This window comes from Streptomyces sp. NPDC088915 (assembly GCF_044749825.1).
Classification (GTDB): domain Bacteria; phylum Actinomycetota; class Actinomycetes; order Streptomycetales; family Streptomycetaceae; genus Streptomyces.
In genome coordinates, this window is record NZ_JBIVIR010000004.1 from 218,895 (window position 1) to 240,607 (window position 21,713).

Annotated in this window: 20 protein-coding genes; 8 read left to right on the forward strand and 12 right to left on the reverse strand. The window is 73.4% G+C overall.

Features of this window, described 5'->3' with window-relative positions; all coding sequences use genetic code 11:
- Positions 1–120: 120 nt before the first annotated feature.
- A complete protein-coding gene (locus ACIP5O_RS09545) occupies positions 121–1,176 on the reverse strand; it encodes an iron-siderophore ABC transporter substrate-binding protein (RefSeq protein ID WP_401290626.1) in 1,056 nt (351 codons plus the stop codon).
- 168 nt (positions 1,177–1,344) lie between these two features.
- Positions 1,345–2,697, reverse strand: coding sequence for a lysine N(6)-hydroxylase/L-ornithine N(5)-oxygenase family protein (locus tag ACIP5O_RS09550; protein WP_401290628.1), 1,353 nt, complete (start codon positions 2,695–2,697; stop codon positions 1,345–1,347).
- Between the two features lie 264 nt (positions 2,698–2,961).
- Here ACIP5O_RS09550 and ACIP5O_RS09555 point away from each other — a divergent pair, with 264 nt between their 5' ends.
- A complete protein-coding gene (locus tag ACIP5O_RS09555; protein ID WP_401290631.1) occupies positions 2,962–3,909 on the forward strand; it encodes a methionyl-tRNA formyltransferase in 948 nt (315 codons plus the stop codon).
- Between the two features lie 149 nt (positions 3,910–4,058).
- Positions 4,059–4,742 carry a MarR family winged helix-turn-helix transcriptional regulator gene (locus tag ACIP5O_RS09560; protein ID WP_401290633.1) on the forward strand — a complete coding sequence of 228 codons (684 nt, stop codon included), beginning with the start codon at positions 4,059–4,061 and terminating at the stop codon, positions 4,740–4,742.
- 37 nt (positions 4,743–4,779) lie between these two features.
- Here the strand turns inward: ACIP5O_RS09560 and ACIP5O_RS09565 are convergent, their stop codons facing one another.
- The 3 genes from ACIP5O_RS09565 to ACIP5O_RS09575 are packed head-to-tail and all read right to left on the reverse strand — an operon-like array spanning position 4,780 to position 8,688.
- Positions 4,780–6,846: an iron ABC transporter permease gene (locus ACIP5O_RS09565; protein WP_401290635.1), complete on the reverse strand. Its 2,067-nt coding sequence runs from the start codon at positions 6,844–6,846 to the stop codon at positions 4,780–4,782.
- 4 nt (positions 6,847–6,850) lie between these two features.
- Positions 6,851–7,831, reverse strand: a complete 981-nt coding sequence (locus ACIP5O_RS09570; protein ID WP_401290638.1) for an iron-siderophore ABC transporter substrate-binding protein — start codon at positions 7,829–7,831, stop codon at positions 6,851–6,853.
- Positions 7,828–8,688 (reverse strand): ABC transporter ATP-binding protein, encoded by an 861-nt coding sequence (locus ACIP5O_RS09575; RefSeq protein ID WP_401290640.1) that lies wholly within the window; start codon positions 8,686–8,688, stop codon positions 7,828–7,830. Before ACIP5O_RS09575 ends, ACIP5O_RS09570 begins: the two co-directional genes overlap by 4 nt.
- A 152-nt stretch (positions 8,689–8,840) precedes the next feature.
- Between ACIP5O_RS09575 and ACIP5O_RS09580 the strand changes: the two genes are divergently transcribed.
- Positions 8,841–9,599: a uracil-DNA glycosylase gene (locus ACIP5O_RS09580; RefSeq protein WP_401290643.1), complete on the forward strand. Its 759-nt coding sequence runs from the start codon at positions 8,841–8,843 to the stop codon at positions 9,597–9,599.
- A 72-nt stretch (positions 9,600–9,671) separates the two neighbouring features.
- On the opposite strand, the gene ACIP5O_RS09585 is transcribed toward ACIP5O_RS09580, so the two are convergent.
- Positions 9,672–11,081, reverse strand: coding sequence for an amidase (locus tag ACIP5O_RS09585; protein WP_401290646.1), 1,410 nt, complete (start codon positions 11,079–11,081; stop codon positions 9,672–9,674).
- Between the two features lie 187 nt (positions 11,082–11,268).
- Between ACIP5O_RS09585 and ACIP5O_RS09590 the strand changes: the two genes are divergently transcribed.
- The gene (locus tag ACIP5O_RS09590; RefSeq protein ID WP_401290648.1) at positions 11,269–11,913 is read left to right on the forward strand and encodes an isochorismatase family protein; all 645 of its coding nucleotides are present in this window, start codon (positions 11,269–11,271) and stop codon (positions 11,911–11,913) included.
- 45 nt (positions 11,914–11,958) lie between these two features.
- On the opposite strand, the gene ACIP5O_RS09595 is transcribed toward ACIP5O_RS09590, so the two are convergent.
- From ACIP5O_RS09595 to ACIP5O_RS09615, 5 genes are all read right to left on the reverse strand, one after another.
- Positions 11,959–13,842 (reverse strand): SIP domain-containing protein, encoded by a 1,884-nt coding sequence (locus ACIP5O_RS09595; RefSeq protein ID WP_401290650.1) that lies wholly within the window; start codon positions 13,840–13,842, stop codon positions 11,959–11,961.
- Positions 13,843–13,982: 140 nt separating this feature from the next.
- On the reverse strand, positions 13,983–15,035 hold the full coding sequence (locus ACIP5O_RS09600) for an ABC transporter substrate-binding protein (RefSeq protein ID WP_401290653.1): 1,053 nt from the start codon (positions 15,033–15,035) through the stop codon (positions 13,983–13,985).
- A 2-nt stretch (positions 15,036–15,037) separates the two neighbouring features.
- Positions 15,038–15,886 (reverse strand): ABC transporter ATP-binding protein, encoded by an 849-nt coding sequence (locus tag ACIP5O_RS09605; protein ID WP_401290656.1) that lies wholly within the window; start codon positions 15,884–15,886, stop codon positions 15,038–15,040.
- Positions 15,883–16,959: a FecCD family ABC transporter permease gene (locus tag ACIP5O_RS09610; RefSeq protein ID WP_401290658.1), complete on the reverse strand. Its 1,077-nt coding sequence runs from the start codon at positions 16,957–16,959 to the stop codon at positions 15,883–15,885. The genes ACIP5O_RS09605 and ACIP5O_RS09610 overlap by 4 nt, the downstream gene beginning before the upstream one ends.
- The gene (locus ACIP5O_RS09615) at positions 16,959–17,972 is read right to left on the reverse strand and encodes a FecCD family ABC transporter permease (protein WP_401290661.1); all 1,014 of its coding nucleotides are present in this window, start codon (positions 17,970–17,972) and stop codon (positions 16,959–16,961) included. The genes ACIP5O_RS09610 and ACIP5O_RS09615 overlap by 1 nt, the downstream gene beginning before the upstream one ends.
- 194 nt (positions 17,973–18,166) lie before the next feature.
- Between ACIP5O_RS09615 and ACIP5O_RS09620 the strand changes: the two genes are divergently transcribed.
- Both ACIP5O_RS09620 and ACIP5O_RS09625 read left to right on the forward strand, forming a co-directional pair.
- Positions 18,167–18,913: an AraC family transcriptional regulator gene (locus tag ACIP5O_RS09620; RefSeq protein WP_401290664.1), complete on the forward strand. Its 747-nt coding sequence runs from the start codon at positions 18,167–18,169 to the stop codon at positions 18,911–18,913.
- A 203-nt stretch (positions 18,914–19,116) separates the two neighbouring features.
- Positions 19,117–19,326 carry an MbtH family protein gene (locus ACIP5O_RS09625; protein WP_121830477.1) on the forward strand — a complete coding sequence of 70 codons (210 nt, stop codon included), beginning with the start codon at positions 19,117–19,119 and terminating at the stop codon, positions 19,324–19,326.
- Positions 19,327–19,375: 49 nt separating this feature from the next.
- On the opposite strand, the gene ACIP5O_RS09630 is transcribed toward ACIP5O_RS09625, so the two are convergent.
- Entirely contained in the window at positions 19,376–19,879 is a 504-nt protein-coding gene (locus ACIP5O_RS09630; RefSeq protein WP_401290667.1) for a GNAT family N-acetyltransferase, read from the reverse strand.
- Positions 19,880–20,015: 136 nt separating this feature from the next.
- Here ACIP5O_RS09630 and ACIP5O_RS09635 point away from each other — a divergent pair, with 136 nt between their 5' ends.
- Both ACIP5O_RS09635 and entS read left to right on the forward strand, forming a co-directional pair.
- Positions 20,016–20,285: a phosphopantetheine-binding protein gene (locus ACIP5O_RS09635; protein WP_401290670.1), complete on the forward strand. Its 270-nt coding sequence runs from the start codon at positions 20,016–20,018 to the stop codon at positions 20,283–20,285.
- Positions 20,272–21,612 carry an enterobactin transporter EntS gene (gene entS, locus ACIP5O_RS09640; protein WP_401290672.1) on the forward strand — a complete coding sequence of 447 codons (1,341 nt, stop codon included), beginning with the start codon at positions 20,272–20,274 and terminating at the stop codon, positions 21,610–21,612. The genes ACIP5O_RS09635 and entS overlap by 14 nt, the downstream gene beginning before the upstream one ends.
- Positions 21,613–21,713: the final 101 nt, after the last annotated feature.

Below are 21,713 nucleotides of genomic sequence, written 5' to 3' on the forward strand. Positions count from 1 at the left end.
GCCTTTCCCTGGTGGTGCGTCGGTGGGGTGGAGCGGGGCGGCCCCGTTCGCACTCCGCCCGTCCGTCGGCCGGGGACGGGCCGGCGACGGACGGGCGGAGGGGCGAGCGGCGGCCGTCGGTTACTTGACGGCCGTCAGGAGCGGCTCGATCTCGTCGATCGCGTAGGGGATCGAGAGGACCGTGTTGAAGGAGAAGGCGGCGCCGATGTCCGGGTCCTGGTAGGGCACGAACAGGTCGCGCTTCTCCTGGTTGACCTTCAGCTTCTTGTAGAGCGGCTCGGCCTTGATGCGGTCGTTGGCCCCGGTGCTGGAGGTGACCCAGACGAGGCGGTCGGTGTCGAGCACGTTCAGCTTCTCGGCGCTGAGCTCGGCCACGTTCCAGCCCGGCTTGGCGAGGGCGTCGATCTCGGGCTTGAGCGTGAAGCCGAGCTCGGAGAAGAAGATCGCCTTGGGGTCGGTCCTGGTGAAGGCCGAGTACTTGCCGGCCTCGAAGCTGTCGGCCACGGTCAGGGTCTTGCCGGCCCACTCGGGGTGCTTGTCCCGGACGGCCTTGAAGCGGGCGTCGACGTCGGTGATCAGCTTCTCGGTCTCGGGGCCCTTGCCGAGCGCCTTGCCGATCTGACGGGTCATGACCTGCCAGGGGGCGCCGTAGTCGGGATGCTCCTTGGGCTGGGCGACGACCTTGGCGATCTTGGAGAGGGTGTCGTACTGCTCCTTCTTCATGCCCGAGTACTGGGCGACGATCAGGTCCGGCTTCAGCGCCGCGATCTTCTCGATGTTGTACTCGTCGCGCTCACCGACGATCTGCGGCGAGGTCGAGCCCCACTTGTCCTTGGTCCACGGCCACTTGCCGTACGGCTTCTCCTTGAACCAGTCCACCGAGCCCACCGGCTTGACGCCCAGGGCGAGCACCGCGTCCTGGTCGGAGAGGCCGAGCGTGACGACCTTCTTCGGCTCGGCGTCGATCGTCGTGCTGCCGTACTTGTGCGCGACGGTCACCGGGAAGGCCCCGGCCGACGACGTGCTCGCGCCCGGCTCGCCCGAGGGCTCGGCGCCGTCGGTCTTCTCCGTGCCGCTCCCACAGGCGGCCAGAGCGAGCGCGGCGACGGCGGCGACGGCCACGCGGGGGACGTTCCCGGCGAACCGCGCCAGGGCGGGGCGTGTACCAGTGGACACGTGTGTTCCTTTCACGGGGACTTCACGGTGCTGCCGCGCACGTCCGGCACGAGGTGCCGCCGGCGGTGCGGGGCGGTGTGGGGGGTGGAAGCAAGGGGGCGCCCGGGGCTGTACGACCGGCGCGGCCTGAGCCGTACGACCGGTCCGGTCCGAGCCGAAGGACAGGCCCTAGCGGCCCGTGCCGATGCCGCCGGCGATCGGGCGGACCGGGTCGGAGGAGTCCTCCAGTCCCCGTTCGAGGATCGACTCCAGGATCTCGCCGACCCTGATCGCGGTGTTGGAGAGCAGCGACGACGTGATGCCGTGGGTGTGCTCGGTGCCGCCCTGGAGGTAGATGCCGCAGCGCAGTTCGGGGTCGGTGGCGACGCGGTAGTCCCGCTCGACGCGGACGCGGCCCTGCTCGTCGCGGCGGCAGCGGTCCGCGACCTCGCCGAGGAGGCCGAGGCCGTCGGCCTGCAGGTAGCCGGTGGCGAAGACCACGACGTCGGCGTCGAGGACGCTGTCCTCGCCGGTGACCAGGTGGGCGACGGTGGCGCGGACGCCGTCCGGGTGCTCCTCGACCCCGGTGAGGCGGGAGACGTTGATGAAGCGCAGCCGCTCGGTGCCGAGGACCTTCTCCCGGTAGGCCTGCCGGTAGAGGTCGTCGATGAGGTCGATGTCGACCACGGAGTAGTTGGTGTTGCCGTGGTACTCCATCAGCTTGCGCTTGACGGCGTCGGGCGCCGTGTAGTACTCGTCGACCGCCGCGGGGTCGAAGATGCGGTTGGCGAAGCCGCTGTCGTCGGCGGGGCTGTAGCCGTAGCGCGAGAAGACGGCGCAGACCTCCGCGTCCGGGAAGCGGCGGTGGAGGTAGGCGACGTTCTCGGCGGCGCTCTGGCCGGCGCCGACGACGACGAAGCGGGTGGGGTCGGTGCCCTCCAGGCCGTCGACCTTGGCGAGCAGCTCGGAGTTGTGCCAGACGCGGTCGCCGCGCTCGACGCCCTCGGGCATGAGGGGGCGCAGTCCGGTGCCGACGACGAGGTTGCGGGCCCGGTGGACCACGGTCTCGGTGCCGGAGCGGGCCGTCACGTCCAGGTACTCGATCAGGCCGTCGCGGACGACGGGCTCCACGGAGACGACCTCGTGGCCGTAGGAGACCATGTCGTCGACCTTGGCCGCCGCCCACTCGAAGTAGTCGTGGAACTCGACGCGCAGCGGGAAGAGGTTCTTGTGGTTGACGAAGTCGATCAGCCGGCCCTTGCTCTGCAGGTAGCGCAGGAAGGTGTACTCGCTGCTCGGGTTGCGCAGGGTCACCAGGTCCTTGAGGAAGGAGACCTGCATGGTGGCGTCGTCGATGAGCATGCCGCGGTGCCAGCCGAAGCCGGGCTGCCGCTCGAAGAAGTGGGCGGTGACCGTGTCCTCTCTTCCGACGCTCGCGTTGTGCTCGCTGAGCGCGATCGCCATGGCCACGTTGGACGGCCCGAAGCCGATTCCTATGAGGTCGTGGATCAGCGGTGCGTCGTCAGGAAGAGCCTGAGACATGTCACTCCCATCGTGCGGGACAGCCGCCTGTCAGGCGTGCTGTCAGGCGTGGGGAACGGCGGAGTCCGGGCACGACGACACCACGGCACCGCCGACCGAACTTAGGTAAAGCTAACCTGATCTGGCCGGGCTGTCGACGGGACGAATCGGACACCGACCACCCCGGACCAGCCAACTGGCCGGTAAATTCGCCCCGTTGCATCCTTAGGTTAGGCTTGCTTTACTGGCGGGCGATCCACCGCTCTCCCGAGGAGGAACTTGCCCATGCGGGTCGTCATGTTCGGTTATCAGACCTGGGGCCATCGCACCCTGCAGGCGCTCCTGGACTCCGAGCACGACGTCGTGACGGTGGTGACCCACCCGAAGAGCGAGCACGCCTACGAGAAGATCTGGAGCGACTCCGTCGCCGACCTGGCCGAGGCCCACGGCGTTCCCGTCGTCATCCGCAACCGGCCCGACGACGAGGAGCTGTTCCGGCTCCTCAAGGAGGCCGACCCGGACATCATCGTCGCCAACAACTGGCGCACCTGGATCCCGCCGCGCGTCTACACGCTGCCCCGGCACGGCACGCTGAACGTCCACGACTCGCTGCTGCCCAAGTACGCCGGCTTCTCGCCCCTGATCTGGGCGCTCATCAACGGCGAGACCGAAGTCGGCGTCACCGCCCACCTGATGGACGAGGTGCTCGACGCCGGCGACATCGTCCTGCAGCGGGCGGTCGCGGTCGGGCCGAAGGACACGGCCACCGACCTCTTCCACAAGACCGTCGACCTCATCGCCCCGGTCACCGTCGGCGCGCTCGACCTGATCGCCTCGGGGCACACGGAGTTCACCCCGCAGGACCGGTCGCAGGCCACCTTCTTCCACAAGCGGGCCGAGGAGGACGTCCGGATCGACTGGACCTGGCCGGCCGAGGTCCTGGAGCGCCTGGTGCGCGCCCAGTCCGCGCCGTACCCCAGCGCCTTCACCTTCCACCGGGGCAGGCGCCTCGAAGTCGTCTCCGCCGTCGTCTCCGAGGGGCGCTACGGCGGCACCCCCGGGCGGATCTTCTACCGGGAGGGCGAGGGCGTGGTGATCGTCGCCGGCGCCGACGCCCGCACCGGCCGCAACCACGGCCTCGCGATCACCCGCGTCCGGACCGAGGACGGCCGGGAACTGCCCGCCACGGAGTACTTCACCTCCATGGGCGGCTATCTGACCGCCCGTCCCTGACGGCCGGTCACCGAGAACACCGGTCCGCCCCGGACGGTCCCGGGGCGGACCGGCACATTGGGGCGACATTGGGTTAGGCAAACCCAACCCCCTCGACCCGTACGGTGGTTCGGGCCGCCCGTACGGCACGTGGACAGCGAGGAACAGCGATGGAGCACCCGGTCTTCTCCGGCACCGCACACGACCCGAGCGGGGCGCGGTTCGCCGTCGTCGGCATATCGAACATGCCGACCGACTGGGCGCAGGTGCTCAGGGGCCTCGCGGGCGGGGACCTGACGCTCCTCACCGCGCCGCCCGTCCCCGAATCCGTCCCCGCCTCCGCGTCCGTCTCCGTCGGGACCGCGGACCGTCCGGCCGCCGGGCCGCCCTCCCTGAGCATGACGCCGCCCAGCGTGCTCGACCTCAACGCGTACCTGATGTACGCGCTCGGCAAGGCGGCGCGGCGCCGGCTCCAGGAGCGGCTGACCGCCCGGGGGCTGAGGCTCTGGCACCTCACCGTGCTCGCCCTCCTCTCCGACCTGGGCCCCCAGATGAAGACCGTCCTCGCCGCGCGGCTCGACATGAACGCCAGCGACCTGGTGCGGATCGTCAACGACCTCGTCAGGACGGGGTACGTGGAGTGCGACCGGGACCCGGAGGACCGGCGCCGGGTCGTGGTGCGGCTGACCTCCGAGGGCGGGTCCGCCCTGGCCGAACTCGGCGCGGACGTCGCCTCGGCGGACGACGAGCTCCTCGCCCCCCTCGACGCGGAGGAGCGCCGGCTGCTCTCCTCGCTGCTGCGGCGCGTGCACGCCCACCTGGAGGCGGGAGCGAGGACGGCCGCGCGCCCCTGACGCGGGGTGCGCGGCCGTCCGTGCCCGGCAGGCGCCCTCAGCGGCGGCTGCGGACGAGCAGGTGGAGGAAGTACGGCGTGCCGATGACGGCCGTCATCATGCCGGCGCCGAGCTGGGCCGGCGCGATCACCGTCCGGCCCACCAGGTCCGCGGTGCAGACGAGCGCCGCGCCGAGGAGCACCGCCACCGGCACCACGCGCACGTGCCGGCGGCCCACCAGGGCGCGGGCGGCGTGCGGGGCGACGAGCCCGACGAAGCCGATCGTGCCGGCGGCGGCCACGGCGGTGGCGCTGAGCAGGACGCTCAGCGCGAGGAAGCCCAGGCGCCCGCGGCCGAGGTCGAGCCCGAGGAGCCGGGGGGTGTCCTCGTCGAGCGAGACGAGGTCGAGCTCCGCGCGCCGCAGGAGGGCCACGACCAGACCCGCCGCCAGGACGGCGGCGAGGGGCAGCGCGTCGGGCAGGGTCCGCCCGTAGGTGGAGCCCGACAGCCAGGTGAGCGCCTTCGTCGCGTTGAACGGATCGGTGAGGACGATGAGCAGGCTGATCAGGGCGGCGCTCGCGGTGGCGACGCCGAAGCCGACCAGGACCAGCCGGTTCTGCTGGAATCCGCCGCGCGCGGCGAGGCCGAAGACCAGGACGGAGCCGAGGGCGGCGCCCGCGAACGCTGCTCCGGCCACGCCCCAGGAACCGGCCGACGGCACCGTGGTGACGAAGAGGACGGCGCCGAGCGCGGCGCTGTGGGAGACGCCGAGGATGCCGGGCTCCGCGAGCGGGTTGCGGGTGACGGCCTGGACGAGCGTGCCGGACAGGGCGAGGGCCGCGCCCGCCAGGAGCGACGCGACGACCCGGGGCACCCGGGTGTCGAGCACGAAGGAGACGGTCCGCCCCGCCCGGCCCTGGGCCCAGTTCACGACGTCGCCCAGGAGCAGCTTGGAGTCGCCGAGCAGCACGCCGGCGACGACCACTCCCACGACCACGGCGACGAGCGCGCCGGTGGTGACGAGGAAGACGGTGCGGCTCCTGATGCGCAGCCGGTCGACCGGCGGGGCGCCTGCGGTGTCCTTGACCCTGATGGCCAGGACGATCAGGAAGGCGCCGCCGACGAAGCTGGTGACGACGCCGGTGGGCACGGCGACGGCGACGTCCGCGGGGACGAGGGCGCGCAGCAGCACGTCCGAGCCGAGGACGAGGGCGGCGCCGGTGAGGCCCGCGACCGGCAGGCCCGTACGGGAGCGGTGGAGCCGCTGGGCCCGGCGCGCGAGGCCGCGGACGAGCGCGGGGGCGCACAGGCCGACGAAGCCGATCGGTCCGGCGAGCGTGACCGCGGCCGCCGAGAGGAGCGCGGCGAGGACGACGGCCGTGACCCGGGTGGAGCGGACGGGGACGCCGAGGCCGCGGGCCGCGTCGTCGCCGAGGGCCAGGGCGTCGACCCGGCGGGCGAGGAGGAGCAGTCCGGCGAGGGCGACGAGGGCGACGGGCGCCATCTGCAGGACGCCGTCGAAGCCGCTCTGCGCGATGCTGCCCTGGTTCCAGTCGTAGAGCCCCTCCGTCTCCCTCGGGAAGAGGAGGAGCAGGCCCTCGGCGACGGCGGTGAGGCCGAGGGTGAGGGCGCTTCCGGCGAGGACGAGGCGGACGGTGCCCGCGCCGAGGCCGGAGAGGCCGAGGACGACGGCGGCCGCGGCCAGGCCGCCGGCGAAGGCGACCCCGGAGGTGGCGAAGAGCGGGAGCGAGACGCCGGTGACGGCGGCGATGCCGAGCGCCAGGTAGGAGCCGGCGTTGACCGCGAGGGTGTCGGGCGAGGCGATGACATTGCGGCTGACGGCCTGGAGGGCGGAGCCGGCCATGCCGAGGACGGCGCCGACGAGCAGTCCGGCGACCGCCCTGGGCAGCCGGGAGGCGACGACGACGGACGCGTCGGCGGGGTCGGCCCGGCCGGTGAGCGCCTTCCAGACCTCGGCGCCGCCGACGGCGGCCGTGCCCTGGGTGACGTCGACGAGGGCGAGGCCCGCGACGAGGAGGACCAGTGCGGCCGTCACCGCGGCCGCGCCCCTCCGGGACGTGACCGTCGTCGGACGGGTGGAGGGTGTGGTTGCGGTGACGGCCATGGTGTTACTTCGTCAGCTCCGTGACGGCGGAGTCGATGTACCGGTTCATCGACGCGGGACCGCCGAACATCCAGATGCCGTCGGGCAGGCGGTGGACGTTGCCCTTCTTGACGAACGGCAGGGAGGTCCAGACCTTGTCCTTGGTGAGGACGCCGGTGAAGGGGTTGCTGGTGGGGTCCTGGTCGTTGCCGATGTAGGCGAAGTGCACGTCGCCGATCGTGGTGAGGCCCTCGACGTCGGTGGCGCCGAGGCCGTAGGCCGGGTCGCCCTTGACGGTCCAGGCGTTCTCCAGGCCGAGCTTCTCGTTGACGGCGCCGATGAGCGAGCCGTCGGTGTACGCCCGGAGGGAGACCTGGTTGGCGTTCAGGTAGCCGTCGGTGAAGGCGTACTTCGCGCCGGCGAGACCGGCGGCGGCGAGCTTCTTCTTCCCGTCCTCGATCTTGGCGTCGAAGTCCTTCTTGAGCCGGTCGGCCTCGGCGGTGGTGCCGGTGGCCCGCGCGATGAGGTCGAGGTTCTCCGTCATCCGCCCGATCGGGTCGGCCCCGTCGGCGGCCTTGAGCTCCAGGACGGGCGCGACCTTGCGCAGCTGCTTCACGGCGGCCGGCGGCAGGTCGCTGGTGGCGACGATGAGGTCGGGCGAGAGGGCGGCGACGGTCTCGACGCTCGGCTCGCCGCGGGTGCCGATGTCCTTGGCGTCGTTCTTCAGCGGGGCGGCGGTGTCCCAGGCCTTGTAGCCCTTGACGTCCGCGACGCCGACGGGGTCGACGCCGAGGGAGATCAGGCTCTCGACGACGTTCCACTCGGTGCCGACGACCTTCTCGGCCGGGCCGTCGAGGACGACCTTGGCGCCGGTGGAGTCGGTGAGGGTGATGCTCTCGGCGGTCTTCTCCGCCTTCTTGTCCGCGGCGGGCTCGGTGGTGCCGCAGGCGGTCAGGGCGAGGGCCGCGGCGGTGGCGGTGGCGGCGGTGAGGAGGAGGCGTCTCATGACGGGGTCGTGAGCCTTTCGCTTCGCGTGTGGTGCCGGCCGACGGCGCGGGTGCGCAGCCGGCCGGTCAGGGGGTCGGTGTCGACCTCGATGCGGATGCCGTACGTGTCGGTCAGCCGCTCCGCGGTCAGGACGTCCTGCGGGGAACCGTCGGCGACGACCCGTCCGGTGTGGAGGAGCACGATCCGGTCGGCGACGGCGGCCGCCTGGTCGAGGTCGTGCAGGACGGCGCCGACGGCGATGCCGTGGTCGTCCGCCAGGTCGCGGACGAGGTCCAGGAGTTCGACCTGGTAGCGCAGGTCGAGGTAGGTGGTGGGCTCGTCGAGGAGGAGGACGCCGGTCTCCTGGGCGAGGCAGCTCGCGAGCCAGACCCGCTGGAGCTGTCCGCCGGAGAGGTGCTCGACGCCCCGGTCGGCGAACTCGGCGACGCCGGTCAGGGCGAGGGCGCGGTCCACGGCGGCGCGGCCGTCCGGGTCCGCCTTCCCCCAGCGCCCCCGGTAGGGGTAGCGGCCGAACTCGACCACGTCCCGCACGGTCAGGCCGCCGGGCGTGGGGCGCCCCTGGGTGAGCAGGGCGACGTGGCGCGAGAAGTCGCGGGGGGACAGCGCGAGGCCGTCGGTGGCGTCGTCGATGACGAGGGTGGCGGTCCGGGGCCTCTGGAGCCGCGAGATCGTCCGCAGGAGTGTCGACTTCCCGCTGCCGTTCGGTCCGACGAGGACGGTGACCTCGCCGGGCCGCAGGGTCAGCGCGGCGTCGTGGACGACGTCGACGCCCTCGTAGGCCACGGTGACTCCCGTGGCCGCCAGTTCGTGGCCGCGGGGACGACCGTCCGCGGATCTCTCTTCTCCAGCTCGCACAGCCGTAGGTTAGCCTAACCTAAGTGTTGGGCGAAACGGGGGGTTGCGTCCGCGTGAGCAAGACGAGAATCAGCCAATTCGGCAGCGTGAAGCCCGGGGTGGGTAGGGGGTTCCCGGAGAGGACTTCCCCCTTCCGGACGGAGCGATCGACCGTGTGCACTGCCGAGGACTACCCCGTACGGGCCGCCGCCCGGGCGCGCACCCCCGCCGGCCTCGACGCGCGGCTCGTGCGGTGCCGGGCCTGCCCGCGCCTGGTGGCGTGGCGGGAGGAGACCGCCCGCGTCGGGCGCGCCGCGTTCCGGGGCCAGGAGTACTGGGGGCGTCCGGTGCCCGGGTTCGGCCCCCCGGACGCCGCCCTGCTGATCAGCGGCCTGGCGCCCGCCGCGCACGGCGGGAACCGGACCGGCCGGATGTTCACCGGCGACCGGGCCGGCGACCTGCTGTACGCGACGCTGCACGAACTCGGCCTGGCCTCGCGGGAGACGGTCACGGGCCCCGACGACGGTCTGGAGCTGTACGGGGTGAGGGTCACGGCGCCGGTGCACTGCGCCCCGCCCGACAACCGCCCCACGCCCGGCGAGCGGGACGCCTGCCGCCCCTGGCTGGCCCGCGAGGCGCGGCTGCTGCGCCCGACGCTGCGGTCCGTCGTCGTCCTGGGCGGCTTCGGCTGGCAGGCGGCGCTGCCCGCCCTGGCGGAGGCCGGCTGGCTCGTGCCCCGGCCTCGCCCGAAGTTCGGGCACGGCGTGCGGACGGTCCTGGCGCCGGCCTCCCCCGGGGACCCCGCGCTCACGGTGTTCGGCAGCTACCACGTGAGCCAGCGCAACGTGTTCACCGGGCGGCTCACGCGGGAGATGCTGCGCGAGGTGCTCGCGGAGGCCGCCCGCACGGCGGGCCTTCCGGTGACGGAGTGACCGGTTCGGGCGAGAGGCCTCCGGCACCCGGACGACCGGCCCCGGAGGACCCGCGCCCGGGCCCGCCGGGCGTCACACGTCCTGGACGCGCCGGAAGGGCCGGTCCGCCTCCAGTTCGAACGCGAGCTCCAGGAGGGTCCGTTCGGCGCCGGGACGCCCCGCGAACATGACGCCGACGGGCAGCCCGTCCTCCGTCGCGCCCACCGGCAGCGAGAGGGACGGCGTGCCCACGACGTTGTCGATCGGGGTGAACGCCACGTACGCCAGGATCCGCTCGATCAGCGTCGGGTACGGGACGTCCGGGGCGAGGTGGCCGAGCCGGGGCGCGGGGTGGGCGAGCACGGGGGAAAGGACGAGGTCGAGGCCGCGGAAGGCCGCCGCGTACGCCTCCTTGGTGCGCCTCAGCCGTCGCAGGACGCCCGGGGTGCTCCGCCAGTTCTCCAGGTAGGTCGCGCGCAGGCCGCGGCTGAGGCCGTCCATGCGGTGGCGGTCGAAGTCGGCGCCGAGGGTGCGGCCCGTGGTGCCGAGGAGGAAGGAGAGGAAGCCCCAGTAGGTGAGGAAGTCGTCGGTGAAGCGGGGGTCGACGGCGATCTCCACCGGCTCCACCACGTGGCCGAGCCGTTCGAGCCGCGCCACGGTCTCCGTGACGGCGGCCCGGGTCGCGGCGTCGGAGGCGACGCCGGTGGGCGAGTCGAGGAGGAAGCCGACGCGCAGCCGGCGCTCCGAGGGGCCCTCCACCAGGCCCAGGGGCGGCATCTTCGGGTTGCGCCAGTGCTGCTCGGCGGCGGCGAGGAAGGCGGCGGAGTCCCGTACGGAGCGGCTGACGATCCCGTCGGAGACGATGTCGAGCGGGAGTTGGCGGCCCTGGGCGCTGGGCACGACCCGGCCCCGGCTCGGCTTGAGCCCGACGAGCCCGCAGCAGGCGGCCGGGATCCTGATGGAGCCGCCGCCGTCGTTGGCGTGCGCGATCGGCACCGCTCCGGCGGCCACGAGCGCCGCGCTGCCGCCCGAGGAGCCGCCCGCCGAGTGCGCGGTGTTCCAGGGGTTGCGGACGGGCTCGGCGCCCTCGTACTCCGTGGAGGGGCTGAAGCCGAACTCGGGGAGCCTGGTCTTGCCGAGGACGGTCACGCCGCTGCTGAGGAACTGGCGGGTGAAGGCCGCGTGCCGGCGGGCGGGCCTCGGCGTGAAGGCGGCGCTGCCGTGGCCGGTGGGCAGCCCCCGGTAGTCGGTGTTGTCCTTGACGAAGGTCGGCACCCCGGCGAGGAGGCCCGCCCCCGGTCCGGGCAGCGGGTGTTCGGCGTGCGCCTGGACCGCGCGGAGCCGGCCCTCCACGGCCCGTACCCGCTCGGCCGCGTCCCGGGCCGCCTCGGCGGCGCTCACCTCGCCCCGCCGGATCGCCGCCGCGAGGCCCACCGCGTCGTGGTCTCCCAGGGCGTCGTCCCGGAAGGCGTGCACCGTGGTCCGTTCGTCGAAAGTCGTCACCGCTGCCCCAAGTGCCCGTGTGTGGTCGGTTGGCCGCCATCATCGCGTACCGACGGGTAACAGGCGAGCACCGGAAGGAGGGCGAGTTCTTTTCACCCGCCCTGAAAGACAGATGGTTAGGTTAGGCTAAGCTAACTGAATTTCACGCGCCCGGCCCACGGCCGTCGCGGCAGGGAGGGACACAGCCATGGGACTGCCGGCCATCGATTCCTACGCCATGCCGGACCGGTCGGCCCTCCCCCGCTCCAGCGCCCCCTGGTGCATCGATCCGGCGCGCGCCGCCCTGCTCGTCCACGACATGCAGAACCACTTCGTCGGGCGCTTCCCGGCCCGGCAGCAGCCCGTCGTGGACCTCGTCGGCAACATCGTGGCGCTGCGCGAGCTGGCCGGGGCCCTCGGCCTGCCCGTGGTCTTCAGCGCCGAGCCGACCGTGCAGCGCGGGCTCGCCGCGGACGTCTGGGGACCCGCGATCGGCGACGGCCCCGGGGACGCCGCGATCATCGAGCCCCTCACCCCGCGCCCCGGCGAGCACCTGCTCCCCAACGCCCGGCAGAACGCCTTCCTCCGCAGCCACCTCGGCCGGCTGCTGCGCGAGGAGGGGCGCGACCAGCTCGTCATCTGCGGGGTCTACGCCCACCTCGGGGTGCTGCTGACCGCCGCCGACGCCTTCATGAACGACATACAGCCCTTCGTCGTCGCCGACGCCGTCGCCGACTACTCCGCCGAGGAGCACGAGATGGCCCTGCGCTGGGCCGCGCGCAGCGGGGTGGTCTGCACGACCGACGACCTGCTGCGGGGTCTGCTCCTCGGCAGGAACCGGCGCGACGCGTGACGCGGGTGGCGCCCCCTCGGAAGGGGGCGCCACCCGCCGGGCCCTCTAGGAGGCGGTGCGCTCCAGGACCCAGAGGCGGTGGTCCCAGCCGACGTCCGCGCGGGAGCGCACGGCGAGGCCCGCGCTCCCGGCGAGCGCCGCGATCTCCTCGGCGTCGCGCACCCCGGAGCCGAAGGCGCACTTGAGGCGCAGGTGGTGCAAGACCGCCTCCATGTCCTCCGGGTCGCCGGTCGCGACCTGCTCGACCAGGAGCAGGGTGCCGTCCGGCGCCAGCGAGGCGGCGGCCTCCGAGAGGGTGTGCACCGCGTCCTCGTCGTCCTGCCACTCCAGCTGGCGCGACATCAGCAGGGTGCGCGTGCCGGCCGGTACGGCGCCGGAGCCGGCGACAAGGTCGATCCGGGGCAGCAGCTCCTCGTCGATGATCGCCTCGCGCAGCACCCTGAGCACCGAGGGCATGGCGACGATCCGCGCGCGCAGCTCCGGGAACTCCTTGACCAGGGTCTCGACGACGGTCGCGACCCCGTGGCCGGTGGCGGTCAGCTCGGTGACGGCCGACCAGTCGTGGGCGCGCAGCACGCCGGGGGCGATCCAGCGGGCCTCGTCCTCGACGGCGGCGCGGGCGGTGTCGGCGATTCGGGACTCCCGGGCCATCTCCTCGGTCAGGGTGCGCCCGGCGAGGGTGCGGTAACCGGCCTTCCCGGTGCGGACGGTGTGCAGCAGACCCGAAAGGGAGGCGTCGAACGCGGCCTCGGCGCCCTCCAGGTGGTACTCCTCCGCCGAGTGGTCGTCCTCGACGAGCTCCTCGCTGATCGGGGTGAGGCTGTAGTGGCCCTCGCCGTCGGTGGCGAGCAGCTCGATCCCCACGAGGTAGTCGAGGAGGGCCCTCAGGGTGGCGGGGTGGGCCTCGGCACTCCGGGCGATCTCGGCGGCGCTCCGCACGCCCCGGTCGACGAGGTCGAAGACGCCGAGGGTGACGGCGGTCCGGATGGCGTAGGGGGGCGCCAGGTCGGTCAGCTCGTGGAGGCGCTCGTGCGCGGCGTCCTCGTCCTCCTCCGTCACCACGGGGGCTTCGGGCAGTTCCTCGGCCGAGGCGGAGACGGAGGCGGAGGCGACGGGGACGGCGGGCGCGGTGCGGCGCCAGTACCCCGTGATGTGGGTCTGCTCGCGCGGGACCTGACGCTCCGTCGCCAGGTGGCGGCGGATGCCCTTGAGGGTGACGGCCTCGCCGGCGACCCAGGCGAAGACGGTGCCGGGCGGCCACTCGGCGGCGCGGACGGCCTGCTCCAGGAGGTCGGTGGTGCCGGCCGGGGCGCCGTCGCGGGAGAGCCAGACGATCTCGGCGTCGGCCTTGGTGGGCAGCTCCTGGCGGTGGCTGTCCTCCCCGACCTCGATGAAGACGCGGGCCTTGGTGCCCTCGGGCATCTCGGCGAGCCAGCGGCCGATGGCGGGCAGGGCGGTCTCGTCGCCGACGACGAGGATCCAGTCGGCGCCCTCGGGGTGGCTGTGGGACATCTTCGGTCCGGCGATCCAGGCGCTGTCGCCCGGGACGGCGTTCTCGGCCCAGGTGGAGGCGACGCCGCCGTCGTGGCGGACGAAGTCGAAGTCGATCTCGCCCTTCTCGGGGTCGTGGCGGACCGGGGTGTAGTCCTTGGCGACGGGCCGCCCGTCCGACCAGTCGAGGCTGCTCACCTGCTGCCGGGGCAGCACGAGGCGCCCGGTCTCGTCGGCGAAGAAGAACTTCACGTGGTCGTCGAAGCCCTCGGTGCGCAGGGCGGGGAGTTCCAGGCCGTCCTTGACGAAGGCGTCGAGCTGGGGCCCGCCGAGGGTGAGGCGGCGCATCCCGGGGGTGATGTTCTCGGCGCGCAGCACGGTCAGCTCACGCAGCACGATGGGGAAGGTAACGACCGAGCGGGGGCTGCGGGTGGGCATGGGTACTGCTCCTTCGTACGCGGCGCTGGGGGTGCCTTGTAGGTCCGGACGGACCGGTGGGCCGGGCGGGCCGGCGGCGCGGCGCGCCCGGCCCACCCGGCCCGTGCGGGTGGTGAGGTGCTCCCCGGGGGGAGCGGGGGTCACTTGCCGGCGACGGCCCCGGCGAGGATCGGCGTCAGCTTCTCGACGATCCAGGGGGCGCTGAGGGCGTCCGGGTAGGCGACGGCGGAGGAGAGGGTGTTCTCCGAGGGGATGACCGCGTAGTGCTTGCCCTTGACGACCTTCAGGGACTGGAACAGCTTGTTGCTCTCCAGCTCCTTGGCGCTGAGCAGGCCGTTGTCGCCGAAGGGGTACGTCATGAGGAGGACGTCGGCCTCCAGCTCGTCCAGGTTCTCCAGGCTGACGGCGTTCTTGTCGGCCTTGTAGCTCTTGGCCTTGTCCGTCTTCTCGAAGCCGAGCTGCTCGAAGACGCCCGGGTCCTGGTCGGCGTAGGACATGAAGGTGATCTGCTCGGGGTGGACGACCGCGTAGGTGTACGTCTTGCCCTTGAACTCGGGGTGCGCGGCGGCCGCGTCGGCGGTGGCCTTCTCGTTGGCGGCGATGACCTTCTCGGCCTCGGCGGTCAGGCCGAGCGCCTTGGCGGCGGTCTTCAGGCGCTCCTGCCAGGTGAGGGTGTCGGAGTGCGCCTTGTCGGTGAAGGTGACGACCGGGGCGATCGGCGAGAGCTTGGCGTAGTCGGTGTCCATCGACCAGGTGTTCATGCCGAGGATGACGTCCGGCGCCTCGGCCGCGATGGCCTCGTAGTCGGTGCCGTCGGTGTCGTCGTACGTCTTGAGCTTGCCGGCGCCGAGCTTGGTGATCGCGCGCTGCTTGTACTCGGGGACGGGGCCGCCGTCCTCGGCGTCCGGGGTGATGACCGGGACGATGCCGAGGGCGAGCGCGATGTCGGTGTCGCCGTCGGAGACGGTGGCGACCTTGAGTGGCTTCTTCTCGACCTCCGTCTTGCCCCAGGCGTTGGGGAGCGTGACCGGGAAGGCGGCCTCGGCGGCGCCGGTGCTCGCGCCGCCGGACGGCTTCTCGCCGGCCTTGTCGTCCTTGCCGCCGCAGCCGGCGAGCAGGGTGGCGCACGCGACGGCGGCGATCAGGGTACGGGCGGTGGAGCGCCGTGCGAGCGGTCCGGCGTGGCGGTTCATGGTCAGTTCTCCTGCGAGTGGTGACGGCGGCCGAGGGGGAAGATCTGCGGCCTGGCGGTGTGGGGGTGGGGCACGACGACGCACGCGAGGCCGAAGACCTCGGCCACGGTCCGTTCGTCGAGGACCTCTTCGGGCGGGCCCTGCCGGACGACGCGTCCGTCGCGCATGGCGACGATCGTCGAGGCGTACAGGGCGGCCTGGTTGAGGTCGTGGGAGACGAGCACGATGGTCTTGCCCGTCTGTTCGTTCAGGTCTGCGAGGAGGTCCATGACCTCGATCTGGTGCGCGACGTCCAGGTAGGTGGTGGGCTCGTCGAGCAGCAGGGTCGGGGTGTCCTGGGCGAGGGCGAGGGCGATCCACACGCGCTGGCGCTGGCCGCCGGAGAGCTGGTCGACGGGGCGGTCGACGAGTTCGGCGGTGCCGGTGGCCCGGAGCGCCTCGGCGATGATCACGTCCTCGTGCTCGTCGCGGCGGCGGCCGAACCGGCGGTGCGGGTGGCGTCCGCGCCAGACCAGGTCCCCGACGGTGATGCTCTCGGGGGCGACCGGGGACTGCGGCAGGACGCCGAGCCTGCGCGCCACCTCGCGGGTGGGCAGGCGGTGGATGTCGGCGCCTTCGAGGAGGACCGATCCGGCGGCCAGGGGCAGCAGTCGGGCGATGGACTTGAGGAGGGTGGACTTGCCGCAGGCGTTGGGGCCGACGAGGGCGGTGATCCGGCCCTTCTCGATCCGCAGGGACAGGTCCTCGATGACGGGCGTCCTGCCGTATCCGGCGCTGATGCCACGGGCTTCGAGCTGGTGGGGCGCGGTGGCCTCCGGGCTCTCGGTCTGCGGTGTCACGGTGTGGGTCACGAGGCTCCCTGCCTGCGTCGAAGGATCAGCCAGACGAAGTAGGGGGCGCCGAGCAGCGCGGTGAGGACGCCGGTGGGCACCGGGCTGATCAGGGGGGCGTGCTGGGCGAGGACGTCGGCGCCGAGCACGATGAGGGCGCCGACGGCCGGGGCGAGGAGGGTGGAGCGCTCGGGCCCCACCAGGCGTACGGCGATGGGGCCGCTGACGAGGGAGACGAAGCCGATGGGGCCGACGACGCTGGTGGCGAGGGCCGCGGCGGCGGCGCCGAGGAGCAGGACGCCGACGCGGGAGGCGGTCACCCGGGTGCCGAGGCCGGAGGCGAAGTCGTCGCCCAGGGTGAGGGTGGCGAGGGGCCGGGCGAGGAAGAGCGCGGCGAGCGCGCAGGCACCGAAGCCGACGGCGAGGGTGGTGACGCCGTCCCAGTCGGCGGCGTTGGTGCTGCCGACCGTCCAGCGCATGGCGATGGCGATGGTCTGCTGGTCCGCCACGGTGAACAGGTAGTTGGTGTAGGCGGTGCAGACCGCGCTGAGCCCGATGCCGACGAGGACGAGGCGGTACGTGTCGACCCCGCCGCGCCAGCTGAGCGCCTGGACGGCGGCGACGAGGACGAACGAGCCGATGACGGCGGCGACCGGGACGCCGAGGGTGAAGGCGGCGGGTGCGTAGAGCAGCGCGGTCGCGGCTCCGGCGCCGGCTCCGGCGGAGATGCCGACGATGTCGGGGGTGGCGAGCGGGTTGCGGATGAGCCGCTGGTAGAGCGAGCCGGCAAGGCCGAAGAGGGCTCCGGCGAGGAGCGCGGAGAGCGCCCTCGGCATCCGCAGCTGGAAGATCATGTAGTCGGCGAGGCCGTCCCGCAGGCCGAAGGCGGCGGGGAGGACGTCGGCGGGGTCGAGCCGGCCGATGCCGCCGAGCAGAACGGAGGCGGCGGTGAGGCCGAGCAGCGCGAGGGTGAGCACGGCGGCGGTCACGGCGGCGCGGCGGTCGCGGGCGCGGCGGTCGGCGCGCAGGTGCGCGACGACGGCGGGCGTGGTCGGGGAGTCCGGCCGCGGGGACCGGGTGTCGAGTGCGGTCATCACATCCGCACCAGGTCGCGGCGGCGGGCCAGCCAGACGAAGAAGGGGGTGCCGACGATGGCGGTCATGAGGCCCACCTGGACCTCGCCGTGGTCGAGGACCAGACGGCCGGCCGTGTCGGCGCCGGTGAGGAGGACGGCGCCGACGGCCATGGAGATCGGCAGCGACCAGCGGTGGTCCGGACCGACGAGGAGCCGGGCGCAGTGCGCGGCGACCAGTCCGACGAAGGCGACGGGGCCGACGGCGGCGGTGGCGGAGGCGCAGAGCAGGACGGCGACGGCCGCCGCGATGAGGCGGGCGCGTTCGACCCGGACGCCGAGGGCGCGGGCGGTCTCGTCGCCGAGTCCGAGGATGTTGAGGGTGCGGCCCAGCGGCAGGGCGAGGAGCAGGCCCACGATCACGAAGGGCATGACCTGGCTCAGGACCTCGGCGCGGCCGGTGAGCTGGCCGACCGACCAGAAGCGGAGGTGGGCGAAGGCCTCCTTGTCGCGGACGACGAGGAGGGTGATGAGGGAGGACATCACGGCGGCCATGGCGACACCGGCGAGGACGAGGCCGACGGCCGAACTGCCGGCGTCGGTGCGGGTCCCGATGAGGTAGACCAGGGCGGCGGCCACGGAGGAGCCGAGGAGGGCGAGCCAGAAGTAGCCGCCGGCGTCGGTGACGCCGAGGAACATGATGCCGAAGACGACGAACATCGAGGCGCCCTGTTCGACGCCGAGGATGCCCGGGTCCGCGAGGGGGTTGGCGGTGAGCGCCTGCATGACGAGGCCGGAGGCGCCGAGCGCCGCGCCCACCGCGAGGCCGAGGAAGGTCCGGGGGATGCGCTCGGTCCACAGGACGTGGGTGTCGAACGCCTGCTCCCCGGGGTGGAGGAGGATGCGCACGACCTCCAGGGGCGAGATGTCCCGGGCTCCGAGCCCGATGCCCGCGACGAGGGTCACGAGCACCGCCGCGACGGCGAGCACGGCGACGGCCGTGCCCCGGGAAGCCCGGGTACGGACCCGCGGCACGCCCCGATTCCCTTCCGGCGGCGGGGCTTTCACCACCGGCGCGGGCGGTTGTGTCATCTGTTGTCCTTGTTCTCACGGCTCGTACGGCGACTTAGGTTACCCTTGCCTAACCTTCGGGGATCCAACCCGGAGGCCGACCGATCACATCGAGGGGCCGGAGTGCGTCCGGCCCGGTACCACGGGGGGTGGCCCGCATGGCCGACGGCACGACACGGGTGGTGGGCGAGGACGCCATCACGGCGACGGGGCACCCCACCCACGTGCACGACTTCCACCAGTTCCTGTACGCGCCGCTGGGCCGGATCACGGTCACCACGCCGGACGGCACGCACGAACTCACCGCCCCCCTGGGCCTGTGGCTCCCGGCCGGGACCCCGCACGGCGCCCGCTTCGACCCCGACTCCCTGGTCCTCGCGGAGTCGTTCGACCCCGCCGCGCACCGGCTTCCGCACGCCCGGACCACCGCGATCCGGATCGACGACGAGACCCGGCGGCGCCTGCTCGCCCGGACCCGCGGAGCGGGGTCGGAGGCCGACGACGCGGCGATGTTCGCCGCACTGACCTGCGTCCGGACCCGCCGGGAGGTACGGCTCCCGCTGCCCCGCCCGACCAGCGAGGCCGCCCTCGCCGTCGCCGGCACCCTGCTGCGCAGGCCCGACGACCAGCGCACCGCGACGGAGTGGGCCGAGAGCCTCTACGTCAGCTCCACCAGCCTGCGGCGGGCCTTCCGCGCCGAGACCGGGCTGCCCTTCTCCGAGTGGCGGACCCGGGTGCGCCTCAACCACTCGCTCGAACTCCTGAACCAGGGGCACCAGGTGGGCGCGGTCGCCGCCAAGGTCGGATTCACGAGCACGAACGGCTACATACTGGCGTTCCGGCGGCACTTCGGGCGCACCCCGGGCGCCTGGACCAAGGAGTGCGCGGACCGTTCGACGGGGTGAGGCGGGGCGGTTCCGGACGCCTCCGCGGCACCGGGAGGGGCCCCGGGGAGTGACTTGACAGTCACTGACCTCTAGGCGATTTTAGGTAAGCCTTACCTAAACGCCCGCTTCCCGGGCGCCCCACCGAAACGAACCGACGGCCCCCCGCGCTCCGCCCCACCGGGCGAGCGCACGCGGGGCCGCACCGGCGCGAGGAGAGACCCATGACCGCGACCAACCCCTTCGAGGACGACGACGCCCGCTACTTCGTGCTCGTCAACGCCGAGAACCAGCACTCCCTCTGGCCGGCCTTCGCCGAGGTGCCGGACGGCTGGACCGTGGTGCACGGCGAGGACTCCCGGCAGGGCTGCGCCGCGTACACCGAGGAGCACTGGACGGACCTGCGTCCGGCGAGCCTCGCCGCCCGTTCCTGAAGCCGCCGCGTCCCGGCCGGTCTCCCCGGCCGGGAGGGGCCCGGCCGCGTCACCCGAGGGCGCGGACCAGGATCCGGGAACCGCGCGCGGGGTCGAGCGAGGCACGCCACACGGGCGGCGCCTCCTCGCCGCCGCCGGGGGTGAACCCGTACCGCAGGAACAGCAGTCCGCTGCCGGTGGTCGCGGTGAACACCCGGGTCGCGCCCCGCGCGCCGGCCTCCCCGAGGGCGGCGTCGAGGAGCGCGGAGCCGATGCCCCGTCCCTGGTGTCCGGGCGCCACGCAGAAGTTGTAGAGCACGGCCGCCGGGCCGCCCCGCGCGTCGGTGCGGGCACGGAGGCCCACGCAGCCCGCCAGGTCTCCGCGTCCGGCCTCCACGACCAGGAAGTCCGTGGCCGCGAGGGCCAGTTCGGCGGCCGTCCGCTCGCGCAGGGAGCCCTCGCGCACGAACGGCCGGGACAGCCGGCGGACGGCCTCGACGTCGCCGCTCCCGGCGGTCCGGACGACGGCGGCGGGGGCCGGCGGAAGCTCCGGGCAGGGCAGGGCTGTGCTCAACGTCTTCTCGCTCTCTGGTCACTGACATTCCGGCAGGCCGCGGTGGCGGCACCCGCCTGTTTGACTCCACGATAATGATTTAGGTAAGCCTTACCTAACCAATCTTGATCCATCGGACCGGAAGAGGACCCAGACCATGGCCGACGCGGCCGGACAGCAGACCTTCGCCCTGGAGCGGCTCGTGCGCGACGTCGCCGACGTGCTCTACGTCGAGGCCGAGGAGGTCGACCCGGACGAGAGCCTGCTCGACCAGGGCCTCGACTCGATCCGGCTGATGAGCCTGGTGGAGACGTGGCGCGCCGACGGCGCCGAGGTCGGCTTCGTCGAACTCGCCGAGCGTCCCACCCTCCGCGAGTGGGCCGCCCTGCTCGGGCAGTCGTCGGGAGCGCCCCGTGCGAGCCGCTGATCTCCTCGTCGACATCGGCCCGCTGCGGACCAGCCGGGACTTCCGGGCGATCTTCATCGCCCGGATCGTCTCCCTCTTCGGTCTCGGCATGGCCACCGTGGCCCTGTCCAAGCAGGTCTACGCCCTGACGGGGTCCAGCTTCGGCGTCGCCGTCTCCAGCATGATCATGAGCGTCACCGTCCTGGTGGGCTCCCTCTGGGGCGGCTGGGCGGCCGACCGCATGGACCGGCGGAAGCTGATCCTGTGGGCCCGCTCCTCCGCCGCCCTCGCCTTCGCCGGCCTCGCGGTCAACGCCTTCACGCCCGACCCGCACCTGTGGGCGGTCTACCTGTGCGTCGCGTGGGACGGACTCGCCACCGGAGTGAGCGTCACCGCCCTCATGGCCGTGGCGCCCACCCTGGTCCGCCCCGACCAGCTCCCCGCCGCCGGCGCCCTGATCTCCCTCACCGGTGAGATCGGCTCGGTCGCCGCCCCGTTCCTCGGCGGCCTGCTGCTCGCCCTGGCCGGCCCCGCGCCGGTCTTCGCCTTCACCGCCGTCACCACCGGCGTCACCACCCTGCTGCTCCTCCGGCTGCGACCGCTGCCCCCGGTCGAGGACGACGAGGACGACGACACCGAGGACTCGGGCTCGCCGCTCGCGGCCTTCCGGTACGCCGTGCGCAACCGCGTCGTCGGCGGCCTGCTCGCCCTCGGCGGGATCAACGCGCTGTTCAACATGCCGGTCGTCCTCTTCCCCGAGATGGTCGACAAGCGGTTCGGCGGCGGCGACGTCATGCTCGGCCTGCTCTACACCGCCCCGGCCGTGGGCGCGATCCTCGTCTCCGCCACCAGCGGCTGGATCACGCGCGCCGCCCGCCCCGGACGCCTGCTGCTCGTCGCCGCGTTCACCGGCGGCCTGGCCATCGTCGGCTTCGGCCTCAGCGGCAGCGCCGCCGTCGCCTTCGCGGTGCTGGCCGTGGGCGGCGCCGCCGGCACGGTGTACGAGATCCTCGAGTACGCCCTCGTCCAGCACAACACCCCGGACCGGCTGCGCGGCCGCATGGTCAGCGTCCTCACCTCCCAGGGCACCACGGGCGACATCGTCGGCGACGTCGAAGTCGCCCTGGTGGCCAAGTGGTTCAGCCCGGCCGGCGCCGCCGTCGTCAACGGCGTGGTGTGCGCCGCGGCGGCCCTGGTCGTCGCCGTCACCGTCCCCGGCCTGCGCAAGGCCACCCTCCCCCGCGAAGAGGAGGAGGAGTCCGGGGACGACGGCCCGCCCGCCCCCGCCCCGGTCTCCGTCGGCGCGGCCCCCGCCCCCGCCGGAGACGCCCCGTCGGCCACCGGCTGACACCGACCGGGCGGGGCGCCGCCGGTGCCACCGGCCCGGCGCCGCCCCGGCGCCCCGCCCCCCTTCTCCCTCCTCCCCCTCTCCGTCCCGTCCCGCGGCCG

Coding starts and splice junctions, on each gene's coding strand:
- ACIP5O_RS09570 (WP_401290638.1), bottom strand. CDS start 7,831: ATGAGACGCCTCCTCCTCACCGCCGCCACCGCCACCGCCGCGGCCCTC.
- ACIP5O_RS09610 (WP_401290658.1), bottom strand. CDS start 16,959: ATGACCGCACTCGACACCCGGTCCCCGCGGCCGGACTCCCCGACCACG.
- ACIP5O_RS09595 (WP_401290650.1), bottom strand. CDS start 13,842: ATGCCCACCCGCAGCCCCCGCTCGGTCGTTACCTTCCCCATCGTGCTG.
- ACIP5O_RS09560 (WP_401290633.1), top strand. CDS start 4,059: ATGGAGCACCCGGTCTTCTCCGGCACCGCACACGACCCGAGCGGGGCG.
- ACIP5O_RS09550 (WP_401290628.1), bottom strand. CDS start 2,697: ATGTCTCAGGCTCTTCCTGACGACGCACCGCTGATCCACGACCTCATA.
- ACIP5O_RS09565 (WP_401290635.1), bottom strand. CDS start 6,846: ATGGCCGTCACCGCAACCACACCCTCCACCCGTCCGACGACGGTCACG.
- ACIP5O_RS09620 (WP_401290664.1), top strand. CDS start 18,167: ATGGCCGACGGCACGACACGGGTGGTGGGCGAGGACGCCATCACGGCG.
- ACIP5O_RS09625 (WP_121830477.1), top strand. CDS start 19,117: ATGACCGCGACCAACCCCTTCGAGGACGACGACGCCCGCTACTTCGTG.
- ACIP5O_RS09600 (WP_401290653.1), bottom strand. CDS start 15,035: ATGAACCGCCACGCCGGACCGCTCGCACGGCGCTCCACCGCCCGTACC.
- ACIP5O_RS09635 (WP_401290670.1), top strand. CDS start 20,016: ATGGCCGACGCGGCCGGACAGCAGACCTTCGCCCTGGAGCGGCTCGTG.
- ACIP5O_RS09590 (WP_401290648.1), top strand. CDS start 11,269: ATGGGACTGCCGGCCATCGATTCCTACGCCATGCCGGACCGGTCGGCC.
- ACIP5O_RS09555 (WP_401290631.1), top strand. CDS start 2,962: ATGCGGGTCGTCATGTTCGGTTATCAGACCTGGGGCCATCGCACCCTG.